A 21,604-nucleotide genomic window follows, 5' to 3' on the forward strand; every position below is an offset into this window, starting at 1 on the left:
CTTGCAGCGATCAAGCGGCGGCTTCGGTCAGACGCCCGAAGTCCTTGCGGACACCGAAGGCGGTGACGATCTCCATGATACCGAGCACGATCAGCCAGATGCCCGCGACCAGGGTCAGGGTGGCCACCGAGCTGACCGGCCAGATGATCAGCACGACACCGGCGATCGCGGTGATCACGCCGAAGAAGCCCTGCCAGCCGCGTCCTGGCATGCCGGGATCGGAGGCGGCGGCCACCAGCATGGCCACGCCGCGGAACAGCCAGCCGATACCGATCCACAGCCCGAGCAGCAGGATCGAGGCGAGCTCGTCGCGGAAGCAGAACACGCCGATGATGATCGACAGCACGCCGCTGAGGAAGTACAGCACCCGCATGCCCGCGCTCTTGGTCGCGCCGAACGCGGCCACCAGCTGCAGCACACCGGAGATCACCAGGTAGATGCCGAAGAGGATGCCCGCGACCAGCAGGGTCTTGCCCGGCCACACCAGAATCATTACACCGATGATCACCGTGAGGACACCGGTGACCAGAACGGCTTGCCAGGCGCTCTTCGCGAGCGTCTGAACAGGTCCATCGACCACGCTGTTTGTCGTCATGACCAGATGTTATGCCTGGCGGCACATGTTTTCTGGACATTTGCTACACACCGCACGACGGATACTTCCGGCCGCCGACTCGCGCTCGAGCCCGCGGCCCGACGTCGATCAGTCTCCCGGCGCGACGATGTTCACCATCCACGCGACGCCGAACTTGTCGCGGCACATGCCGAATTCGTCGCCCCACATCTGCTTCTCCAGCGGCACGGTGACCACGCCGCCCGCGGTCAGCTTGTCCCAGTAGCCGCGCAGCTCGTCGGCGTCGTCGCCGCTGAGGCTGATCGAGATGCTGCTGCCCGGCTGGTATTCCATGCCGGGCGGGGTGTCCGACGCCATCAGCGTGAACCCGCTCGGCGTCTCCAACTGGCCGTGCATGACCAGTTCGGCGCCGGGCGATTCCTTGTCGCCGAATTCGCCGAAGGTGTTCACGGCCAGGGTGCCGCCGAACACTTCGCGATAGAACTCGAGGGCCGGGCGCGCGTTGTCGCCGAAGCCGAGGTACGGGTTGAGCTTGGAGACCATGGGATGCTCCTTAGCTGTAGTTGCCGCCACGTGCGAGGGTACTGCCGCACCGACGAGAGTGGCGTGGATAACGCTCGACGGGCTTCACGTTTACCGCCCGAGCGCCATGGGAAGTCATCCGTAAGTGGCTCTCGTCGTTTGAACACTTGCGGGGTGGGGGTCGCATTTCGTGAGTCTCGGGTGGCTAGGAGAAGAGGGTGGCGGTTGTACTCGTGCTACAGGCACGCGGACTCGGTGATCTGCTCACCGCGGTCCCGGCGCTGCGCGCGCTGCGTCGAGCCAAGCCGAGCGACCAGATCGTCCTCGCCGCGCCGCACCGGCTCAAGCCGATCGTCGACCTGATCACCTCGGTGGACTCCATGGTCCCCACCGCCGACGTGAGCGCGCTGCGCTGGGACGGACCGTCACCGCAGCTGGCGGTGAACCTGCACGGGCCGAGCGCCGAGAGCGTCGTCGAGCTGGTCAAGACCGACCCGGCGCGGATACTGACCTACCGCAACCCGGCCTTCCCCGAACTCGAGGGCCCGATCTGGCAGCCGGACATGCACGACGTGGAGCGGTGGTGTCACCTGCTCGAATCCGACGGCATCGTGGCCGACCGCCGCAACCTGGGCCTCGTGCCGCCCGTGTCCACCAACAGCCGCCGCGACTGCGTCGTCGTGCACGTCGGAGCGGGCGCTCCCGCGCGGCGCTGGCCAGCGGACCGGTTCGCCGCGGTCGTGCGGCACCTGCTTGTGCTCGGCCGCGAGGTGGTGCTCACCGGCGACGAGTTCGAGCGGGACATCGCGCTGAACGTCGCCGCACGGGCCGGACTCTCCCAGGCGAACGTGCTCGCGGGCGAGCAGAACCTCATCGACCTCGCGGCCACGGTCGCCGAGGCCGCGCTGGTACTCAGCGGTGACACGGGCGTCGCGCGGCTGGCCACGGCCTTCGGCACCCGCACCGTCCTGTTGTTCGGCCCGACGCCGCCGCGCTGGGGCGGACCACCCCCGCACCTGCTTGCCAGGCACATCGTGCTGTGGTCGGGTCAGATGGGCGATCGGTATGCCGATGCGCCCGATCCCGGTCTGTTGCGTATCGGGGTGGGCGAGGTCGTCGGCGCGGTCGAGAAGCAGCTCAATCAGCGCAACTCCGCCGCGGCGCGGCGCCCGACCTACCGCAGGGTGGGCTGAGACTCACCGCTCGGCGCGCGCCTCGCTCAGCGCGGCCGCGTACGCCGCCAGCGCGCTCGGCCAGAACTGTTCGAGGTAGTCGCGCGCGTCGCCGAGTCCGCGCGGATCGAGCGTGTACACCCGCCGGGTCCCCTCGGCACGCACCATGACCAGCCGTGCCGCCCGCAGCACCTTCAGGTGCTGGGAGACCGCCGAGCTGCTGACACCGACCAGGTCGGCCAGCTCCCCCACCGACCTCGGCGCATGCGGCAGCGCCTCGAATATCGCCCGCCTCGTCGGCTCGGCCAGCGCCTCCAGGGCCCGAACTCCGTTAGTCGCCACTTAAACATTGTGATCAACTAGCAATTAGCTGGTCAAGATCGCCCATTACCCAATTTCCCCAGGTCGATAACGCAGGCTCGCTCTTCCGTTATCTCTTCGTGACACACGAGCTGGGCTTTTACCGATCTGTGACTGTAGCCACAAGATAACGATTCGACTATCACGGTCCGTTAGCTTCGAGTCATGCCCGTGACCGATCTGTTATCTGCTCTTCGGCCCGGCGCGACTCGCTCTCGCCGGCACCGTGTCGCCACCCGTGCGGTGGCCGTCTCCGCCGCCGTAGGCGCCTCTCTCGGCGTCCTCGCCGCCGCCAACCCCGACGAGGCGTCCGCACCCGCGGCCGCCGAGACCACCGCGAGCTCGAGCGCCATCCAGTACGCCGCGTTCGACCCGGCTCCGGCGCCCGAGGCCGTGGCCTGGGGCGAGCACCGCGCCGCTCAGGAAGCCGTTCCGCCGCCCGCTCCCGAACCCGTCCGCCCGCACACCGTCCGCCCCGTCGAAGGCCGGCTGACCTCCACCTTCGGCGCCCGCTGGGGCGCACAGCACAACGGCCTCGACTTCGGCGACCCGATCGGCGCCCCGATCTTCTCCGTCACCGACGGCGTCGTGATCGAGACCGGTCCCGCCTCCGGCTTCGGCCTGTGGGTGCGAGTCCAGCAGGACGACGGCACCGTCGGAGTCTACGGACACGTCAACGACATCCTCGTCGAGGTCGGCCAGCAGGTCAGCGCGGGCGACGTGATCGCCACCGTCGGTAACCGTGGCCAGTCCACCGGACCGCACCTGCACTACGAAGTGCACGATCCCGCTCTCGGCCCGATCGACCCGATGCCGTGGCTCGCCGCCCGAGGCGTCCACGTGGGGTTCGCCGAGGAGTGATCCTCCCTCGGGTTCGCGAGCCCGATGAGGGGCTCGCGAATCCCCGCCGGTCGTCACTCCCGGCAGCCATGCCCGCGAACAGCGCCGTTCGCGGGCATGTGCGTTCTGCCGCCGCTCCCCCTGCCCCGGGGTGAGCGGCGGAGTCTTCTGATACTCCGGTACGAGATGCGAATAGCGCTGCGGCGGGACGTGTTCCGGTGTCCGCGATTCCTACCTTCGGGACATGTCGACGACCCAACTCGCCGCCGTCAGCGGAGACGACCAGCCCGATCTCGCCCGCGACGCCCGCCGCCCGCACCGTCCCCTGCTCTGGTCCTCGGCCGCCATGGCCGCGCTCGTCCTGTTCTCGCTCGGCGGGATGATCGTCGACGACCGCACGCTGCTCGGGGAGTCCGTGTGGTTGAAGACCTTCAAGTTCGGGGTGGCGTTCGCGGTATACGAGATCACGCTCGCCTGGTTGTTGTCCTTGCCGCACAAGGGTTCTCGCGCCACGTGGTGGCTCGGCACGGTGTTCGCGGTGACCGGGGTGCTCGATGTGGGATTCATCGTTGTCCAGGCCGCGCGCGGCACCTTCAGCCATTTCAACTCCTCCGGCGACCCGGTCAACTCCATCGGCCAGATGGTGTTCGCCACCGGCGTGCCCGGCCTGTTCTTCGCGAACCTGCTCATCGTGCTGATCCTGTCCTGGCAGCGGCTGGTCGACCGGCCAACCGCCCGGGCCGTCCACGCCGGACTGGCGCTGGCCGTGGCGGGCATGGCGCTCGGGTACCTGATGGGGTTCACCGGCGAACAGCTCGTCCGTGACGCCGACGGGCAGGTCGTGGAGCTGGTCGCCGGCCACACCGTGCTACCGGAGGACGCCCCCGCCGCCGAACGCGCGATCCGCGACACCGCAGAAGGCATGCCGCTCACCCACTGGAGCACCATCGGCGGCGACCTCCGCGTCCCCCACTTCGTCGGCCTGCACGGCATCCAAGTCCTGCTCCTGGCCACCTTCCTGCTCACCCGCCTGGCCCGCAGGCACCGCTGGCTCCGCCCCGAACCCACCCGTGCCGCCCTGATGGCCGTCCTCGCCCTCACCTACACCGGCGTGCTCGCCATCACCTTCTGGCAAGCCATGCGCGCCCAACCCCTCATCCACCCCGACCCGCAAACCCTCACGGCCTACGCCGCCCTCTTCACCGTCGCCACAGCCACCACCTTCACCATCTACCACCGCGGCCACAGGGCCTGAGGTGCCGGAACGGCGGGCGCTGAACACGGCCACGACATAGCGAGTGCCGCCGGTGCGGAATCGGCGGCCGCGCTAGCGCAGGCGTTCGGCTTCTCTGGCCAAGGTGACGAGGGTGGCGCTGAGGGAGGCGAGTTCGGCGGTGTCGGCGCCTTCGACGATGGCGGTGGCGATGTCCTCGGCGGCGCAGCGGGCCGCGAACCAGCGGTCCGCGAGGTCGGCGGCCTCCTGGGCGCTGAGCACGACGGAGTCTTCCGGAATTCCGGTGCCTTTGAGGCTGTTGCGGTGTTCGTAGGCCCGTTGGCGGCAGGACTGGCGGCAGTACCGGCGACGACGTCCGGCCTCCGACTCCACGATCTCCCGACCACACCACAGGCAGCAGGACAGCAAGCGGCGCGACATGAGGCAGAACACTAGTGCGTCGCGCGGCGAGATGGCCCGCAGACCCCCCGCCGTCGCAGGACCGCAACACAGGAAACCGCAGGACGCCCGCGTGGCGTGGCACGGCAGAGCCACCGACTACAATGGAACGGTTCACCGTCGCCGTGTCGGGAACTATTGACGCAGGCCCGTTCGTTGCACTAGAGGTCCAGCGAGCGCAGGACGCGTTCGCCGGGCACGGTCGCAGCGCAACAAGACTCGAGCACACAGGGAGAGGCACACCATGGCAGATCGCGTACTCCGGGGCAGTCGGCTCGGAGCGGTGAGCTACGAGACCGATCGCGACCACGACCTGGCCCCGCGTCGGATCGCCCGGTACCGCACCGACAACGGCGAAGAGTTCGACGTGCCCTTCGCCGACGACGCCGAGATCCCCCCGACCTGGCTGTGCCGCAATGGTCAGGAGGGCATCCTGGTCGAGGGCACCACGCAGGAGACCAAGAAGGTCAAGCCGCCGCGTACCCACTGGGACATGCTGCTGGAGCGTCGCAGCAAGGAAGAGCTCGAGGAGCTGCTCAAGGAGCGCCTCGAACTGCTCAAGACCCGCCGCCGCGCTTGACGCAGCCGAACGAAAAGGCCGCCTCCCGATCGGGAGGCGGCCTTCGTCGTGTTCGGTGACTCAGTCGTGTTCGGTGACTCAGTGGCTGGCGACCTTGCGGTAGCGCAGCAGCGCCAACGGCATCGCCACGGCCAGGATCGCGACCGAGCAGATGATGGCGTACTCGATGCAGTGCTCGGCCGCCCACCCCGAGGGCGGTACGAACGAGGGTGGGGAATCGTTCTCGAACAACTTGCGACCCGACGCCGAGACCGCGGTGATCGGATTCCATTCCGCGATGGTCCGCAGCGGCCCAGGCAGCGTCTCGGCGGAGATGAAGGCCGACGAGATGAAGCTGAGCGGGAACAACCAGATCAGGCCCGCGGACTGGGCGACCTCGACGGTCGGTGAGAACAGACCGGTGACCGCCCCGACCCACGACATCGCGAACGCGAACAGCAAAATGATCCCGAAGGCCAGTGCGGCGTCGGCGATTCCGCCGTTGATCCGCCAGCCGACGATGTAGCCGCAGACGACCATGACGACCAGGCTCAGGATGTTCACGGCAAGGTCCGAGAGCGTGCGGCCCATGAGCACCGCGAGCCGCGACATCGGCAGCGTGCGCATCCGATCGATGATGCCCTTGTGCAGGTCGCCCGCGAGGCCGACGGTGGTGAAGGCGGCATTGAAAGCGACCGTCTGGGCGAAGATTCCGGCCAGCAGGAACTCGCGGTACTGGCTGCCGCCCAGCGAGGCGCCGAAGATGTAGGCGAAGAGGAACACGAACATCAACGGCTGGATCGTCGCGGTCACCAGCAGCGTCGGCACCCGGAGGATGGTCAGCAGATTGCGCCAGGCGACGATCGCGCTGTCCCGGAAGATCCGTAGTTTGGGTGGCGTGATCTCTTGGGACACAGGCTCTTTCGGTTTCTTCTGCGCGGTTTCCTCGGCTTTGTCGAGCTCGTCGCATACCACGGTGGAGGCACTCGTCACGGGGCCACCTCGCTGACGCGGGGCGCTGCCGCTGTAGTGGTTGTCGGTTCGCGTCGCTGACTCACGACATGATCTCCTCGGGTACGTCGTCGGTTTCCGATTCGGCGCTCGGCGTCGGCGCCGGTGTGCCGGTGAGGGACAGGAATACGTCGTCGAGACTTGGCCGGTGCACGCTCGCGTCCACCACGCACACCCCGGCGTCGTCGAGCCTGCGCAACGCCTCGACCATGGTGCGCGAGCCGTCGCCGACCACGACCGTCACCTCGTCGGTGCCGGTCTCGTGGTTCGGCTCGCCGACGCCTATCTGGGCGAGCACCGTCATCGCGGGCTTGGCCTCCTGGCCGGGCGCCAGGGTGACGGTGAGCCGGTCGCCGCCGATGGAGGTCTTCAGCTCGTCGGCCGAACCGCGCGCGATGACCCGCCCTCGGTCGATGACGGTGATGCGGTCGGCGAGCAGATCGGCCTCTTCCAGGTACTGGGTGGTGAGCAGCACGGTGGTGCCGTCGTCGACGAGATCGCCGATGACCCGCCACATGTCGAGTCTGCCGCGCGGATCCAGACCGGTGGTCGGCTCGTCGAGCACCACCACCGCGGGCCGGGCGACGAGCGCCCCCGCCAGGTCGAGGCGGCGCGCCATGCCGCCGGAGTAGGTGCCCGCGCGGCGGTGCGCGGCATGGTCGAGACCGAGCGCGCCGAGCAGTTCGGCGGCCCGGTTGGTGGCTTGGCGCGGTGACATGCCGTAGAGCCGGGCCACCATGCGTAGGTTCTCGTAGCCGGAGAGGTTGGCGTCGACCGCCGCGTACTGACCGGAAAGGCCGATCCGCCGCCGCGCGTCCGCCGGGTCGCGGAGCACGTCGATCCCGGCCACCCGCACCGAACCCGCGCACGGCTTCAGCAGGGTCGTGACGATCCGGACGGTGGTGGTCTTGCCCGCGCCGTTGGGCCCGAGCAGTCCCATCACCGTGCCCGCCGGAATCTCCAGGTCGATGTCGTCGAGCACCCGAATTTTGCCGTAGTTCTTGACGAGACCGCGCACCTCCACCGCGAGAGTCATGACCGCACCTCACTCACTAGGCATCCTCCTTCGTTGTGCCCGCGCCGCCGTCGAGCCGCCGGTTCAGTACCGGTCCGATCACGGCGAGCGACTCGGGTGCGGTCATGGCCGAATGGCGGCAGGGCAGTTCGTGGTCGTGGACGGTTCCGGTGACGAACGGCTCCCACGCCGCCGCGCACCGTGCCGGATCGGCCTGGTTGACCTCGTCGGCCGCGGCGGTGAAGAACAGCACGTCGCCGTCGAAGGTGCGCGGCTGGAAGCCGTGCGCCAGCACCGTGCCATTGGTGTAGCCCTCGTACAGTCGCTCCAGGTGCTCGATGGTGAGCGCCGCGAAAGCGCCGGGGCGCGAGCGCAGCAGTTCCGCCGCGTCGAGCAGGCTCATCGTGGGATCGAGTTCGTCGTCGTCCAGATCGCTGCCGAACTCCGCGATGATGTCGGCGACGCCGGGGATGGCGTGTTCGAGCAATTCGTCGGAGAGCTGGTAGCTGTCCATCATCGCCAGCAGCGCCACCTCGTCGCCGGATTCCTGCAGCCGCACCGCGATCTCGTGCGCGATGAGACCGCCGAGCGACCAGCCGAGCAGGTGGTACGGACCTTCGGCCTGCACCGACTTGATGTGCGCCACGTAGTAGTCGGCGGCCTCGCCGATGGTGGAGAAGCCCTCCTCCCCCGCGACGTGCGGTGATTGCAGCCCGTACAGCGGCCGGTCCGGCGACAGGTGCGCGAGCAGACCCGAGTAGCACCAGGACAGCCCGATCGCCGGGTGGACGCAGAACAGCGGAGCCTTGCGTCCCGGAGCGGTCGGCCGGATCGGCAGCACCGCACCGAGCGCACCGGCCATGGCCGTCCCCGCGCCGTCGGAACCGGCCAGTCGCGCGGCGATGGCGGCGGGTGTCGCCTCGCCGAACATCACCTGCACCGGCAGGTCGATGCCCTCGGCTCGCACCTGCGCGACGACCTTCGTCGCCAGCAGCGAGTTGCCGCCGAGCTCGAAGAAGGCGTCGTCCGCGCCGACCCGCTCCACCCCGAGCACCGACTCGAAGGCCGCGCACAGCGCCGCCTCGATCGGGTTGCTCGGCGCCCGGTATCCACCGGACGCGCTGAACACCGGTTCCGGCAGCGCCTTGCGGTCGAGCTTGCCGACCGGGCTCAGCGGGACCTCGTCGATGAGCATGATCGATTGCGGCACCATGTAATTCGGCACCAGCCCGGCCACGTGCTCGGTCAACTCGGCCGCGGTGAGCTCGGTTCCGTTGCGCGGCTTCACATACGACACCAGCGCCGTGCTGCCCGCGGGCGTGCGGTAGCCGATGGTGGTGGCGAACTCGACCGCGCGGTGGCGGGCCAGCGCGACGTCGATCTCGCCGAGTTCGATACGGAAGCCGCGGATCTTGACCTGGTGATCGGTGCGGCCGACGTACTCGATCTCGTGTTCGCCCTCCGCCGCGCCGGACCACCAGCGCACCAGGTCGCCGGTGCGGTACATGCGCTCGCCCGGCTTGCCGTACGGGTTCGCGACGAACCGCTGCGCGGTCAGCCCGGGCCGGTTCAGGTAGCCGCGGGCCAGCGCGCTGCCCGCCAGGTGCAGTTCACCGGTGACGCCGACCGGCGAGGGATGCAGCCTGGCGTCCAGCACGGTCGCGGCGACGCCGCGGATCGGACCGCCGATGGTGATCGGCCCGCCGGGCTCCATGGGCTGGGAGATCACCGTGACGATGGTGGTCTCGGTGGGCCCGTACGCGTTGTACAGGTTGCGACCCGGCGCCCACCTGGCGACCAGATCGGGCGGCAACGCCTCGCCGCCGACCAGCACATGCGCCAGATCGGTGACACCGGTCGGGTCGACCGTGCCAAGCGCCGAGGTCGTGATGAAAGCGTGGGTGATCCGTTCCTCGATGAACACCTGTGCCAGCTCCGCGCCGCCGACCACTCCCGGCGGGGTGATCACTAGCGTCGCCGCGCCACCGAGGGCGAGCAGCAGATCCAGCATCGCGGCGTCGAAGCTCGGCGTCGCGAAATGCAGGACGCGGCAACCGGGTTGGACGTCGAAGCGCTCCGCGGTCTCGGCGGCGAAATTGGACAGGCCGCCGTGGGTGACCATCACGCCCTTCGGGGTGCCGGTCGAACCGGACGTGTAGATCACGTACGCCGGGTTGTCGACCCGCAGCGGGCGCACCCGCTCCTTCTGCACGATCGCCTTGTCCGACGCCGCGAGCACGCCCGCGCGGAACCGCGGTTCGTCCAGCACGATCCACTCGACACCGTCGGGCAGCTCGTCGCGGTACTCGGCGAGCGTGATACCCAGCGCCGCACCGGAATCGGTGAGCATGTGGGAGATGCGCCCTGCCGGGTACAGCGGGTCGACCGGCACGAACGCCGCGCCGGCCTTGGCGACAGCGAGCACCGAGGCGACCGACTCGACCGAGCGCGGAATGCCCAGCGCCACCAGGGTTTCCGGGCCGACGCCGTGTCCGATGAGCACGCGGGCCAGCCGGTTGGTCCAGCGATCGAGCGCGTCGTAGGTGACGTGGGTGCCGTCCGAGGACAGCGCCACGGCGGTGCGGTCGACGTTCGCCGCGGCCTCGAACACCTCCGGGAAGACGATCGGGCGGTCGGCTTCGATGCCGCGCACCGGAGCCAGCCCGGTCCACTCCTCGGGGGCGAGCAATCCCAGATCGCCGACGGCGGCGGTCGGCGTCGCCGCGATCGCGTGGAGCAGCCGCACCAGGCGCTTGCCGAGTCCGTGCGCGGTCCGCTCGTCGAACAGATCGCTCGCGTAGTTCACCGCGAGGGAGATGCCGCCTGGCTCGCGCTGGGCGGTCTGCTCCTCGGTGAGGGTGAACTGCAGGTCGAACTTGGCGATGCCGGTGTCGCCGTCCTCGGCCTCGATGCGCAGACCGGGCAGTTCCAGGCTGCGCAGCGGCCGGTTCCGCACCGAGAGCATCACCTGGAACAGCGGGTGGTGCGCCTGCGAGCGGGCCGGGTTGAGCACCTCGACGAGGCGTTCGAACGGCAGGTCGGCGTGCGCGAACGCGTCCAGATCGGTATCGCGCACGCTGTGCAGCAGGTCGGTGAACCGCGCGTCCGGATCGAGCCGGGTGCGCAGTACAAGCGTGTTGACGAACATGCCGATCATCCGGTCCAGCGCCGGGTGGCCGCGGCCCGCGATCGCGGTGCCGACCGCGATGTCGTCGGTGGCGGTCATCCGGTGCAGCAGCACCGCGAGCGCGGCGTGCAGCACCATGAACATGCTGACGTTGTTGGTGGTGGCCACCGCCTGCAGCTCCCGGTGGGTGACCGCGTCGATCGCGCATTCCACCGTGCCGCCGCGATAGGACGGCACCGGCGGCCGCGGCCGGTCCGCGGGCACGTTCAGCAGTTCGGGAACACCGTCGAGGGTGGCTCGCCAATAGTCGAGCTGGTGGCGAAGCACCGAGTCGGGATCGTCCTCGGTACCGAGCGTATCCCGTTGCCACAGCGTGTAATCCGCGTACTGCAGGGTGAGCTCGTCCCAGTCCGGCTGCTGTCCGGCGCAGGCGGCGCGGTAGGCGACGGCCACGTCCGCCGCCAGCGGCTCCAGCGACCAGCCGTCCATGGCGATGTGGTGCACGACGAGGACGAGGACGTTGTCGGTCGAGGCGGCGGGCGGAGCCGTGCCGTCCGGATCGGGTTCGTCCGACACGGTGATCAGGGCCGCGCGCAGCGGCACGGACTCGCCGAGGTCGAAGCCAGGCGCGGCGAAGCTCCGGACCGCGTCGTCGACGCCGTCGGGGGTGACCGTCGCGACGAACAGCGTCACCGCCGCGTCGGCGGGATCCAGGACGACCTGGGCCGGTTCGCCGTCCACCTCGGGGAACACCGTGCGCAGCGACTCGTGCCTGGCCTGTACGTCGTGCAGCGCCCGCACCAGCGCGTCGACATCCAGCTCGCCGTGCATGCGCAGCACGACCGGGATGTTGTAGGCGCCCGCGCTGCGGTTCGGCCCGTCGGCGGCCGGGCCGACTTCGTTGAACCGGTTGAGGAACCACAGCCGCTGCTGCGCCGCGGACAGCGGAATACGGTCGGGCCGCTCGCGGCGCACCGGCTCGGGGCGCGCGTCCGCGCCGGACGGCCCGGACTCGAGCATGGCGGCGAGCTCGGCGACGGTCGGCGCGGAGAAGACGCTGCGCACCTCGAGCCGGGTGTTCGTCGCCGCCTCCAGTCGCGCGACGAGCTGGGTGGCCAGCAGCGAGTTTCCGCCGATATCGAAGAAGCTGTCGCCCGCGCCGACCGTTTCCGCGCCGACCAGCTCGGCCATCACGGCGGCGACCAGCTTCTCCAGTTCGGTCTCCGGCGCGCGACCGTCGGACACGGCGGCGAACTGCGGCTCGGGCAGCGCCGCGGTGTCCAGCTTGCCCACCGGGGTGAGCGGGATCCGGTCGAGCACCGTGATGCTCACCGGAACCATGTGCGCCGGAAGCTGTTCGGCGACATGCGCGCGCAAGGCCTCGGTGTTCACGCCGGCCCGCACATCGAGCGGCTGGACGAAGGCGACGATCCGATCGGCGCCCGCGATGTGGCGGACGTCGGTGTGCGCGAACCGCACGCTCGGGTGCCCGCCGAGCGCGGCCGTGATCTCGCCGAGCTCGATGCGGAACCCGCGCACCTTCACCTGGTGGTCGCTGCGGCCGAGGTAGACCAGCTCGTTCGCGGCGTTCCAGCGGACAACGTCACCCGTGCGGTACATGCGGGCGCCCGCCGGTCCGAATGGGTCGGCGACGAACCGGGCCGCGGTCAGTCCGAGGCGGTCGAAATAGCCTCGCGCCACGCCGAATCCGCCGAGGTACAGGTCGCCGGGCACACCGACGGGCACCGGCCGCAGCCGGTCGTCGAGCACCGTGGCCCGCGCGCCGCGCACCAGCGTGCCGATGGTGATCGGCGCGCCGACGGTCACCTCGGCGGCGGTGACCACGACGGTGGTCTCGGTCGGGCCGTACCCGTTGAACATCAGCCGTCCCGGCGCCCAGCGGGCCGCCAGCTCCGGCCCCCACGCTTCGCCGCCGATCATGAGCGAACGCAGGTGCGGCAGCGGCCAGCGTTCGTTGTCGATGGTGGACAGCGCCGCGGGCGTCATGAACGTGTGGGTGATCCGCTCGCGGTCCATCAGCGCGGCCAGCTCGTCGCCGCCGTAGATGTCCGGCGGGCAGATCACCATGGTCCCGCCCGAACCGACCGCGAGCAGCAGATCGAACACGGCGGCGTCGAAGCTCGGCGAGGAGAAGTGCAGTGTCCGCGCGTCCGGGTCGACCCGCATCCGGTCGCGGATCTCGTCGGCGAAATTCGACAGCCCGCTGTGGGTGACCGCGACGCCCTTCGGCTTACCGGTCGAGCCCGAGGTGTAGATGATGTAGGCCAGGTCGGCGATCCGCACCGGGCGCGACAGTTCCGCGTCGTCGATCGGTCCGTCGTCCAACCCGTCGAGCTCGGCCGTCGTGGCCGGTTCGTCGAGCAACAGCCAGTCGGTCGATGCTTGGTCGCCCGCCGCGCGCAGCCGCCCGGCGTATTCGGACACGGTGACGCCGAACCGGCAGCCGGAGTCGGTCAGCATGTGCCGGACGCGATCGGCCGGGTAGTTCGGGTCCACCGGCACGAAGGCCGCGCCGGACTTGGCGACCGCGAGCACGGTGAGCACCGAGTCGATGGAGCGGGTCAGGCCGAGCGCGACCCGATCGCCGACGCCGATGCCGCGCCCGACGAGGGCACGGGCCAGGCGGTTCGAGCGCCGGTCGAGTTCGACGTAGGTCATCGAGACATCGCCGGACCGCACCGCGTCGTGCCGCGCGTGCCTGCGCGCCGTCGCGGAGAAGTACGCCGCCAAGGTGAGCTGCGGCGTGGTCTGCCCACCGGTCGCCGGGCTGAGCAGCCTGCGCTCGTTCTCGGTGCGCGCGTCGATCTCGCGGACCAGGGCACGCGGGTCAGCGGTGACCGCGGCCAGCACGCGCAGGAACCGATCGGCAAGGGTCTCGACCGTCTCGGCGTCGAACAGCTCCGCCGCGTAGACGAATTCGAAGTCGCTCGCGCCGGTGTCGCGGGCCGCGACCCGCAGTTCCAGATCGAACTTGGCGCGCGCGATGTCGAGTTCCTCGGCGCTCAGCGCCAGCTCCGGCAGCTCCAGGGTCGGCGCGGGTCCGTCCTGAACGGTCAGCGCCACCTGGAACAGCGGTCGGTTCGCCCCGACGCCCATGACCCGGCCCAGCTCCTCGACGACGCGCTCGAACGGCACGTCGGCGTTGGCCATGGCCGTCAGCTCGGTGTCGCGGTCGGCGCGCAGCTGGTCGGTGAACGGCCGGTCCGGGTCCACGTCGGAGCGCAGCATCATGGTGTTCACGAACATGCCCACCAGTTCGTCGAGCTTGGTGTCGGTGCGGCCCGCGACCGGCGTGCCGATCACGATGTCGCGGCCGCCGGTGACGAACCGAAGCAGGACGGCGAGCGCCGAGCGCAGCACCATGAACATGCTGACGCCCTGCTCGCGTGCGAGTTCGGCGAGCGCGCGCTGGACCGGTTCCGGCACGGCGAACCGCACGGTGCCCGCCTGCTGGGTCGGATCGAGCGGCCGTTGCCGGTCGTACGGGAGCGGCAACTCCGCGGGCAGGTCGGCCAGCTCGGTGCGCCAGTAGGCCAGCTGCGCGCCCGCGACGCTGTCCGGATCGCTCTCGTCGCCGAGGCAGGCCCGCTGCCACAGCCCGAAGTCGGCGTACTGCACCGGAAGTGGCGTCCACGCGGGCGCGCGGCCCGCGCGGCGCGCCGCGTAGGCCAGCGCGAGGTCGCGGGTCAACGGGCCGAGGGACCAGCCGTCTGCCGCGATGTGGTGCAGCACGATGCCGAGCTGGTAGCGCTGAATACCGGTGCGCAGCAACGCGATTCGCAGCGGAGTGTCCCTGGTCAGATCGAAGCCGCCGCGCGCGAGCACGCGCAGCGCGTCCTTCGCGCCCGCCTCGTCGACCTCGATCGGCTCCACCGAGGGCAGCGCCCTGCCGATCGGCAGCACCAGCTGCTGAGCGCCCGCGCTGTCCTCCGGGTACACGGTGCGCAGCACCTCGTGCCGCTCCACCACATCGGTGAGCGCGGCGCGCAGCGCGGGCGCATCCAGATCGCCGTCGATTCGAATGACGAAAGCGATGTTGTAGGCGCTGGATTCGGGCGAGAATCGATTGAGGAACCACAGTCGCTGCTGGGGCAGCGACAGCGGGATGCGTCCCGGACGCGGGGTGTGCACAGCCAGCGCCACCCGTTGCGTCCGGGGCGCTTCCGCCAACTGCTCGGCGACGGCGGCGACCGTCGGCTCCTCGAACAGCGTCCGCACCGGCAGATCCACGCCGAACTCGGCGTGCAGCGCGGCCGCCAACCTGGTCGCCAGCAGCGAGGTGCCGCCGATGTCGAAGAAGCTGTCCTCGGCGCCCTCGACCGGGTGTCCGAGCACGGCGCCGAACACGCCCGCCACCCGGATCTCGGCCTCGGTGCGCGGCGCGCGCGACGGACCGGCGGCCGCGAACACCGGCTGCGGCAGGGCCTTTCGGTCCAGCTTGCCGGACGGGGCGACGGGCAGCCGGTCGAGCACCATCACCGAGGCGGGCACCATGTAGCCGGGCAGCTGCTGTCGCGCCGTCTCCAGGATCGCGGCGGGCGTCACGCCCTGCGCGCCGTGTTCGGCCGTCACGTAGGACACCAGCCGCGGGTCACCGTGATCGCCGGAATGCACGATCGTCAGCGCGAAACTCACGCCGGGGTGCGTGCGCAGCGCGTGGTCGATCTCGCTGAGCTCGACGCGGAAGCCGCGGATCTTGATCTGATCGTCGGCCCTGCCGAGGAAGCGCAGCCGCCCTGCCGGATCGGCGACCACCAGATCACCGGTGCGGTACATCCTTTCGCCGCGCCTGCCGTGCGGATTCGCCGGGAAGCGTTGCGCCGTAAGGCTGTAACGGCCGAGATAGCCGCGGGCCAGACCGGGACCGGACAGGTACAGCTCGCCGGGCGTGCCCGGCGGCACCGGGTGCAGGCGCCGGTCGAGCACGAACAGGCGCATGCCGCGCACCGGCATGCCGAGCGGCACCGGACTTCCCGCCGCCATCGGTCCCGACGCCGTCGCGGCGACGGTGGCCTCGGACGGCCCGTACATGTTGTGCATGCGGTGCCGCGCCGACCAGGTCGCCACGAGCTCCTCGGAGCACGCCTCGCCACCGACGATCACGGCCTCGAGCTCGTCGAGACCCTCGTCGGGCACGGTGGCCAGCGCGGCGGGGGTGATGAACGCGTGCGTGACGTGTTCGGTGCGCAGCAGATCCGCCAGTTCGGCGCCGCCGTACATCCCGGCCGGAGCGATCACGATGGTCGCGCCCGCCGCGAAGCCGAGCAGCAGTTCGAGCACCGACGCGTCGAAGCTCGGCGACGAGAAGTGCAGCGTGCGTGCGGAATCCGTGACGCCGAACTTGTGCATCTGCTCGCTGGCCAGCGAGGCGATACCGGCGTGGGTCACCACGACGGCCTTCGGAATGCCGGTCGATCCCGAGGTGTAGATCAGGTAGGCCGGGTGGCTGGTCCGTAGCGGGTAGTGCCGGTCGGCATCGGTGATCGGCGCGGTGGAGTGGTGGTCGCATTCGGCGGCCAGCTCGGTCGACCCGAGCACCAGCCAGTCCACGTAGGACTTGCGGTGCCGCCCGCGCGGCGCGGGCCATTCGGGCATGGCGGCCAAGCACTCCGGAATGGTCAGGCCGAGAAACGCGCCGGAGTCGGCGATCATGTGCCCGATCCGCTCGGCCGGGTAACCGGGGTCGATCGGCACATACGCCGCACCGGTTTTCGCGACCGCCCAGACCGCGGCGATCGAGTCGAGGCTGCGCGGCAGCGCGATGGCCACCACGACCTCGGGACCCGCGCCGTGCTCGATCAGCACCCGCGCCAAGCGGTTCGACCGCTCGTCGAGCTCGCGGTAGGTGGTGTCCTGTCCGAGATAGCGCACCGCGACGGCGTCGGGCAGCCGCTCGGCGGTGGCGGTGAGCAGGCGGGCCAGCGAGACCGACGGCTCGGCGGGTGCGGCCGAGATGGGCACCAGGTTGGCCGCTTCCTTGCGGTCGAGGATGTCGATGTCGCCGACCGGCACCTCCGGCGCGGCGACGGCGGCGGTGAGCAGGGCGACGAAGCGACGCGCGAACGACTCGACCGTTCGCTCGTCGAAAACGTCTACCGCGTAGCCGAATTCGGCGGTGAGCGGACCGTCGCCGAAGTTGTCGTGCACCTCGAGCTGCAGATCGAACTTGGCGACGTCGGCCGCGAGCGGCAACACCTGCGCCGTCACGTTCGGCAGCTCGATGCCGAGTTCCGGCGCGCGGTCGTAGGACAGCATCACCTGGAACAGCGGGTGCCGGGCGGCCGAGCGCTCCGGGTTGACCACCTCGACCAGCCGCTCGAACGGCACGTCGGCGTTGGCGAACGCGTTCAGGTCGGTCTCCCGGGCCACGTCGAGCATCCGGTCGAAGCCTGCTGCCGCGTCGACCTCGGTGCGCAGCACCAGCGTGTTGACGAACATGCCGACCAGGTCGTCGAGCGCCGGATCGGACCGACCGGCGATCGGGGTGCCGACCGCGATGTCGGAGCTCGCGCACAGCCTGGCCAGCAGGGTCGCCAGCGCCGCGTGCAGCACCATGAACATGCTGACGCCGTGGCTGGCGGCGAGTTCGGCTGCGGCGCGGCGGGTTTCGGCCGAGATCGTGAACGCGACCCGGCCGCCGGAGGTGGAGCGGCGCATCGGGCGCGGGCGATCCAGCGGCAGGTCGAGCTGATCGGGCAGGCCGGCCAGCGCCGAACGCCAGTAGGTCAGCTGGCGGCTCAGCGCGCTGGCCGGATCGTTCTCGTCGCCGAGCAGTTCGCGCTGCCAGAGGGCGAAATCGGCGTACTGCACCGGCAGCGGCGTCCACCGCGGCGCGGCGCCCTCCGCCCGTGCGGCCACCGCCGCCATCAGGTCCTTGGCCAGCGGCGTCACCGACCAGCCGTCACCGCAGATGTGGTGCAGCACGATCAGGAACACGTGCTGCTGCGGGCCGGTCTTCCACAGGGCGACCCGGATCGGCGCCTGACTGCGCAGATCGAAGCCGTACCCGGCGAACTCGGTGGCCAGCTCGGCCACGTCGGCGCCGATGGCGTCGATCGGGTCCAGGGTCAGCGGGATCTCGGTGGCCGGGTGGATCAGCTGGTAGGGACCGTCGGCGGCCTCCGGGAAGGTGGTGCGCAGGCTCTCGTGGCGATCGATCACGTCGACGAGTCCGGCGCGCAGCGCCGCGTGGTCGAGCGGTCCGTCGAGACGGACGGCCAGCGGCATGTTGTACGCGGCGGCGTGCTCGGCGAAACGGTTCAGGATCCACAACCGCTGCTGGGCCAGCGAGAGCGGAATCCGTTCCGGCCGTTCGGCGGGCAGCAACCGCGGCGAGGTGGTGTCGGGGGTGTGCGAGGCGAAGCGCTGGGTGAGCGCGGCCACCGTGGACGCCTCGAACAAGTCGCGGATGGTCAGCGCGGTACCCAGCGCGACGTTGATGCGCGCGACGGCGCGTGCGGCGATCAGCGAGTTGCCGCCGAGGTCGAAGAAGCCGTCCTCGAGCCCGATCGCGTCGATGCCGAGTACCTCGCTGAAGATCGCGGCGAGCGCCCGCTCCACCTCGGTGCGCGGCGCGGCGGTCACCGGCATCGTCCTGGCGACCAGCGTCGGCATCGGCAGCGACTTGCGGTCGATCTTGCCGTTGGCGCTGAGCGGTAGCTCGTCGAGTTCGATGAGCGCCGAGGGGACCATGTAGGCCGGCAGCGTCCGGCGCAGCGCGGCCAGCAGGGTTTGGGTGTCCATGCGCTCGTCGTCGGCGCCCGGCGCGGCGACCACGTAGGCCACCAGTTCGTCGCCGGTGCGCCCGGCGTGCGCCACGCAGACCGCCCTGGTGACGCGCTCGTCGTCGAGCAGCGCGGCCTCGATCTCGCCGAGCTCGATGCGCAGGCCGCGGATCTTCACCTGGAAGTCGGTGCGGCCCAGGTACTCCAGCACGCCGCGGCCCTCGGCCGTCGGCTCCAGCTGCCAGCGGGCGAGATCGCCGGTGCGGTACATGCGCGCGCCGGGGGTGAACGGATTGGCCACGAACCGGTCGGCGGTCAGCCGCGGCTGGCCGAGGTACCCGCGGGCCAGCTGCACACCGGCCAGGTACAACTCGCCGACGACGCCGGGCGGCACCGGTCGCAGCTGCTCGTCGAGCACGTAGGTCTGGGTGTTCCAGACCGGCGAGCCGATCGGCACGGTCTCCGGCGCGCTCGGGCACGGCCAGTAGGTGACGTCGACGGCGGCCTCGGTCGGCCCGTACAGGTTGTGCAGCTGGGTCCCGCGCAGCACCGCGTGGAAATCGCGGACGGTGGCGGCGGGCAACGCCTCACCGCTGCAGAACACCCTGCGCAGGCAGGCGCATCCGCGGACGTCGGTATCGGTGACGAACACCGAAAGCATGGACGGCACGAAATGCGCCGTGGTGATGCGCTTCTCGGCGATGACGCGCGCGAGGTAGGCGGGGTCGCGGTGACCGTCAGGCGCCGCGACCACCAGCCGCGCGCCGATCTGCAAGGGCCAGAAGAACTCCCAGACCGAGACGTCGAAGGTGGCCGGGGTCTTCTGCAGGACCGCGTCGGTAGGGTCGAGCGGGTACTCGTGCTGCATCCAGTGCAGCCGATTCACGATGGCCTCGTGAGATACGCCGACGCCCTTGGGTTTTCCGGTCGAGCCCGAGGTGAAGATGACGTAAGCGAGGTGCTCGGGACGCAGCGGCGCCAACCGGTCGGCGTCGGTGATCGGGGCGGCGTCGTAGCCGGACGTGTCCAAGGTGTCGAGCATGAGCACCGGCGTGCGCACCGGAAGGGCGAGCCCGTCGCGCTCGGCGCCGAGCAGGCACACCGGGGCGGCCTGGCCGAGGATGCCGTCGATGCGGTCGGCCGGGTGGTCGGGGTCGAGCGGCAGGTAGGCCGCGCCTGCCTTGACGATCGCGTACATGCCGACGACCAGTTCGATGCTGCGCCGCAGGCAGAGACCGACGACCGTGTCCGGTCCCGCGCCGCGCGCGATGAGCAGCCGCGCCAGCCGGTTGGCCCGCTCGTCGAGCTCGCGGTAGGTCAGCGCGTGTCCCTCGAATTCGAGCGCGGTCGCGTCCGGGGAGATCGCGACGCGATCGGCGAACAGCTCCGCCAGCGTGCCTTCCAGGACGGGCGTCTCGGTGGCGTTCCATTCGCGAAGCACCAGATCGCGCTCGGCGTCGGTGATCGCGCACAGCGACTCCGCAGGGGTCTCCGGCTCGGACTCCAGGAAGGTGCCGAGGAAGTCGAGGAAGCGACCGTGGTGCATGGCGACCTCGCGGTCGGCGTACAGCCTCGGGTTGGCCTCGAAGTCGACGTGGATGCGGTCCGCTTCGCCGTTGTAGAGGTTGATCGAGAGGTCTTCCACCGGTCCGGTGGCGAGCACGTGCAGCGAGCCGGTCGACTCGCCGAACTTCAGCTCGTTGTGGAACAGCATGATGTTGACCATCGGCCCGAAGAAGCCGCGCGCGTCCCTCGAGTAGCCGCAGTCGCGCCGGATGTCGTCGTGCCGGTAGCGCTGGTGCCGCAGCGCGCCGGTGATCTGGAGTTCCGTCGAGCGCACCACGTCACCGACGGTGGTGCCCGCGTCGAAGCGCAGGCGAATCGGCACCACGTTCGACAGCACGCCCGCCGAACGGCGCAGCGCGACGGTGGTCCGCGCCGCGACGGGCAGGCTGAGCACCACGTCCAAATCGCCGGTCACCGAGCGCACGTAGCAGGCGAGCGCCGCGACGAACAGCGTCGAGTTGTTCGTGTCGAACGCCGCCATCGCCGCGGTCATGGCGGTGTCGGCGCGGTCGTCGAGCATGCCCTTGGCCAGGTGCCTGCCCGAGTCCGGGGTCGAGGAGGTCACCGCGACGCTGGACAGGCTCAGCGGTCCGCCCGCACCCGAGAGCTGCTCGAGCCAGTACTCGCGGTCGGTGCGGAACCGGTTGGACTCGCGGTAGGCCGACTCGTCGGCGTAGATCTGCGCCAGACCGGTCGCGCGCGAGACGGACGGCTCCGTGTGGTTCTGCACCGCGGTGTAGATCTCGGCCGTTCGGGTCAGCGCGTTCATCGCGCCGTAGCCGTCGATCACGATGTGGTGGCCGCGCGAGTACCAGAAGTACTCGGAGTCGCCGACGCGCAGCACCACGTTGGTTGTGAGCGGATCACGTTCCAGATCGATCGGAGAGCTGGCGTGCTCGTTCATCCAGCGCAGTGCGGCGCCGCGCGGATCGGGTTCGTCGCGCAGGTCGATGCGGCCCCAGCCGGGGCGGCGGGACCAGTCCACCAGCTGATGCGGAACACCGTCGATCTCTACCATTCGGACGTGCCCGACCTCGGTCTCGGCACCGAAACGCTCGATCGCGTAGAGCAGGCACCCGACATCGAGATCGCCGTGGATCTCGACGTACTGGGCGATTGTCAAGGGTACGTCGGGCCGAATCCGCTGGGCATACCACAGGGCCGTCTGCGCTGGGGAGAGAGCGAAGGGTTGTGCCGAAAATTCACCCGAAGTGCATTGGTCGACGCGATCGGTGGCCAATGAACTCATTCATCACTCCGTTCTGCCGCAACTGACGCAACTCCCCGACCCCCCTACGGCGGCCACGCATGCGCGAGCCGTAGGACGTGTGATCCACGCCCTATGATTCGGAGCACCCCAGATGCCGGATGGCCGACGTATTGGATTTGTTTCACATCGAACGACGTTGGCAGAACGCCCTTTTGGCCAGCTACATTTCCG

At 70.1% G+C, this 21,604-nt stretch carries 11 protein-coding genes; 4 read left to right on the plus strand and 7 right to left on the minus strand.

Features of this window, described 5'->3' with window-relative positions:
* Window positions 1-10: 10 nt before the first annotated feature.
* Both NAM01S_RS30450 and NAM01S_RS30455 read right to left on the minus strand, forming a co-directional pair.
* Window positions 11-595: an HdeD family acid-resistance protein gene (locus NAM01S_RS30450; RefSeq protein WP_067791856.1), complete on the minus strand. Its 585-nt coding sequence runs from the start codon at window positions 593-595 to the stop codon at window positions 11-13.
* Between the two features lie 108 nt (window positions 596-703).
* Complete coding sequence (locus NAM01S_RS30455) at window positions 704-1,117, minus strand: VOC family protein (protein WP_067791859.1); 414 nt, start codon at window positions 1,115-1,117, stop codon at window positions 704-706.
* Window positions 1,118-1,314: 197 nt separating this feature from the next.
* Between NAM01S_RS30455 and NAM01S_RS30460 the strand changes: the two genes are divergently transcribed.
* Complete coding sequence (locus NAM01S_RS30460) at window positions 1,315-2,289, plus strand: glycosyltransferase family 9 protein (RefSeq protein WP_067791866.1); 975 nt, start codon at window positions 1,315-1,317, stop codon at window positions 2,287-2,289.
* A 3-nt stretch (window positions 2,290-2,292) separates the two neighbouring features.
* Here NAM01S_RS30460 and NAM01S_RS30465 read toward each other — a convergent pair whose 3' ends face one another.
* On the minus strand, window positions 2,293-2,610 hold the full coding sequence (locus NAM01S_RS30465) for an ArsR/SmtB family transcription factor (protein ID WP_084483433.1): 318 nt from the start codon (window positions 2,608-2,610) through the stop codon (window positions 2,293-2,295).
* A 183-nt stretch (window positions 2,611-2,793) separates the two neighbouring features.
* Between NAM01S_RS30465 and NAM01S_RS30470 the strand changes: the two genes are divergently transcribed.
* Window positions 2,794-3,489, plus strand: coding sequence for a M23 family metallopeptidase (locus NAM01S_RS30470; protein WP_067791869.1), 696 nt, complete (start codon window positions 2,794-2,796; stop codon window positions 3,487-3,489).
* Window positions 3,490-3,712: 223 nt separating this feature from the next.
* Complete coding sequence (locus NAM01S_RS30475) at window positions 3,713-4,723, plus strand: class-II aminoacyl-tRNA synthetase family protein (RefSeq protein WP_218018485.1); 1,011 nt, start codon at window positions 3,713-3,715, stop codon at window positions 4,721-4,723.
* A gap of 72 nt (window positions 4,724-4,795) precedes the next feature.
* Here the strand turns inward: NAM01S_RS30475 and NAM01S_RS30480 are convergent, their stop codons facing one another.
* Entirely contained in the window at window positions 4,796-5,122 is a 327-nt protein-coding gene (locus tag NAM01S_RS30480) for a hypothetical protein (RefSeq protein ID WP_067791872.1), read from the minus strand.
* Between the two features lie 262 nt (window positions 5,123-5,384).
* Here NAM01S_RS30480 and NAM01S_RS30485 point away from each other — a divergent pair, with 262 nt between their 5' ends.
* Window positions 5,385-5,720 (plus strand): RNA polymerase-binding protein RbpA, encoded by a 336-nt coding sequence (locus NAM01S_RS30485; RefSeq protein WP_067791875.1) that lies wholly within the window; start codon window positions 5,385-5,387, stop codon window positions 5,718-5,720.
* A 78-nt stretch (window positions 5,721-5,798) separates the two neighbouring features.
* On the opposite strand, the gene NAM01S_RS30490 is transcribed toward NAM01S_RS30485, so the two are convergent.
* The 3 genes from NAM01S_RS30490 to NAM01S_RS30500 all read right to left on the minus strand — a co-directional run bounded on the left by NAM01S_RS30490 (window position 5,799) and on the right by NAM01S_RS30500 (window position 21,412).
* Complete coding sequence (locus NAM01S_RS30490) at window positions 5,799-6,581, minus strand: ABC transporter permease (RefSeq protein ID WP_067791917.1); 783 nt, start codon at window positions 6,579-6,581, stop codon at window positions 5,799-5,801.
* Window positions 6,582-6,753: 172 nt separating this feature from the next.
* Window positions 6,754-7,746, minus strand: coding sequence for an ATP-binding cassette domain-containing protein (locus NAM01S_RS30495; protein ID WP_067791878.1), 993 nt, complete (start codon window positions 7,744-7,746; stop codon window positions 6,754-6,756).
* A gap of 16 nt (window positions 7,747-7,762) precedes the next feature.
* Window positions 7,763-21,412, minus strand: coding sequence for a non-ribosomal peptide synthetase (locus tag NAM01S_RS30500; RefSeq protein WP_084483434.1), 13,650 nt, complete (start codon window positions 21,410-21,412; stop codon window positions 7,763-7,765).
* Window positions 21,413-21,604: the final 192 nt, after the last annotated feature.

This window comes from Nocardia amikacinitolerans NBRC 108937 (assembly GCF_001612615.1).
Classification (GTDB): domain Bacteria; phylum Actinomycetota; class Actinomycetes; order Mycobacteriales; family Mycobacteriaceae; genus Nocardia; species Nocardia amikacinitolerans.

Bases quoted from the DNA above. Each gene is read 5' to 3' on its own strand.
- NAM01S_RS30480 (WP_067791872.1), bottom strand. From the start codon at position 5,122: ATGTCGCGCCGCTTGCTGTCCTGCTGCCTGTGGTGTGGTCGGGAGATC.
- NAM01S_RS30470 (WP_067791869.1), top strand. From the start codon at position 2,794: ATGCCCGTGACCGATCTGTTATCTGCTCTTCGGCCCGGCGCGACTCGC.
- NAM01S_RS30495 (WP_067791878.1), bottom strand. From the start codon at position 7,746: ATGACTCTCGCGGTGGAGGTGCGCGGTCTCGTCAAGAACTACGGCAAA.
- NAM01S_RS30450 (WP_067791856.1), bottom strand. From the start codon at position 595: ATGACGACAAACAGCGTGGTCGATGGACCTGTTCAGACGCTCGCGAAG.
- NAM01S_RS30455 (WP_067791859.1), bottom strand. From the start codon at position 1,117: ATGGTCTCCAAGCTCAACCCGTACCTCGGCTTCGGCGACAACGCGCGC.
- NAM01S_RS30475 (WP_218018485.1), top strand. From the start codon at position 3,713: ATGTCGACGACCCAACTCGCCGCCGTCAGCGGAGACGACCAGCCCGAT.
- NAM01S_RS30485 (WP_067791875.1), top strand. From the start codon at position 5,385: ATGGCAGATCGCGTACTCCGGGGCAGTCGGCTCGGAGCGGTGAGCTAC.
- NAM01S_RS30500 (WP_084483434.1), bottom strand. From the start codon at position 21,412: ATGAGTTCATTGGCCACCGATCGCGTCGACCAATGCACTTCGGGTGAA.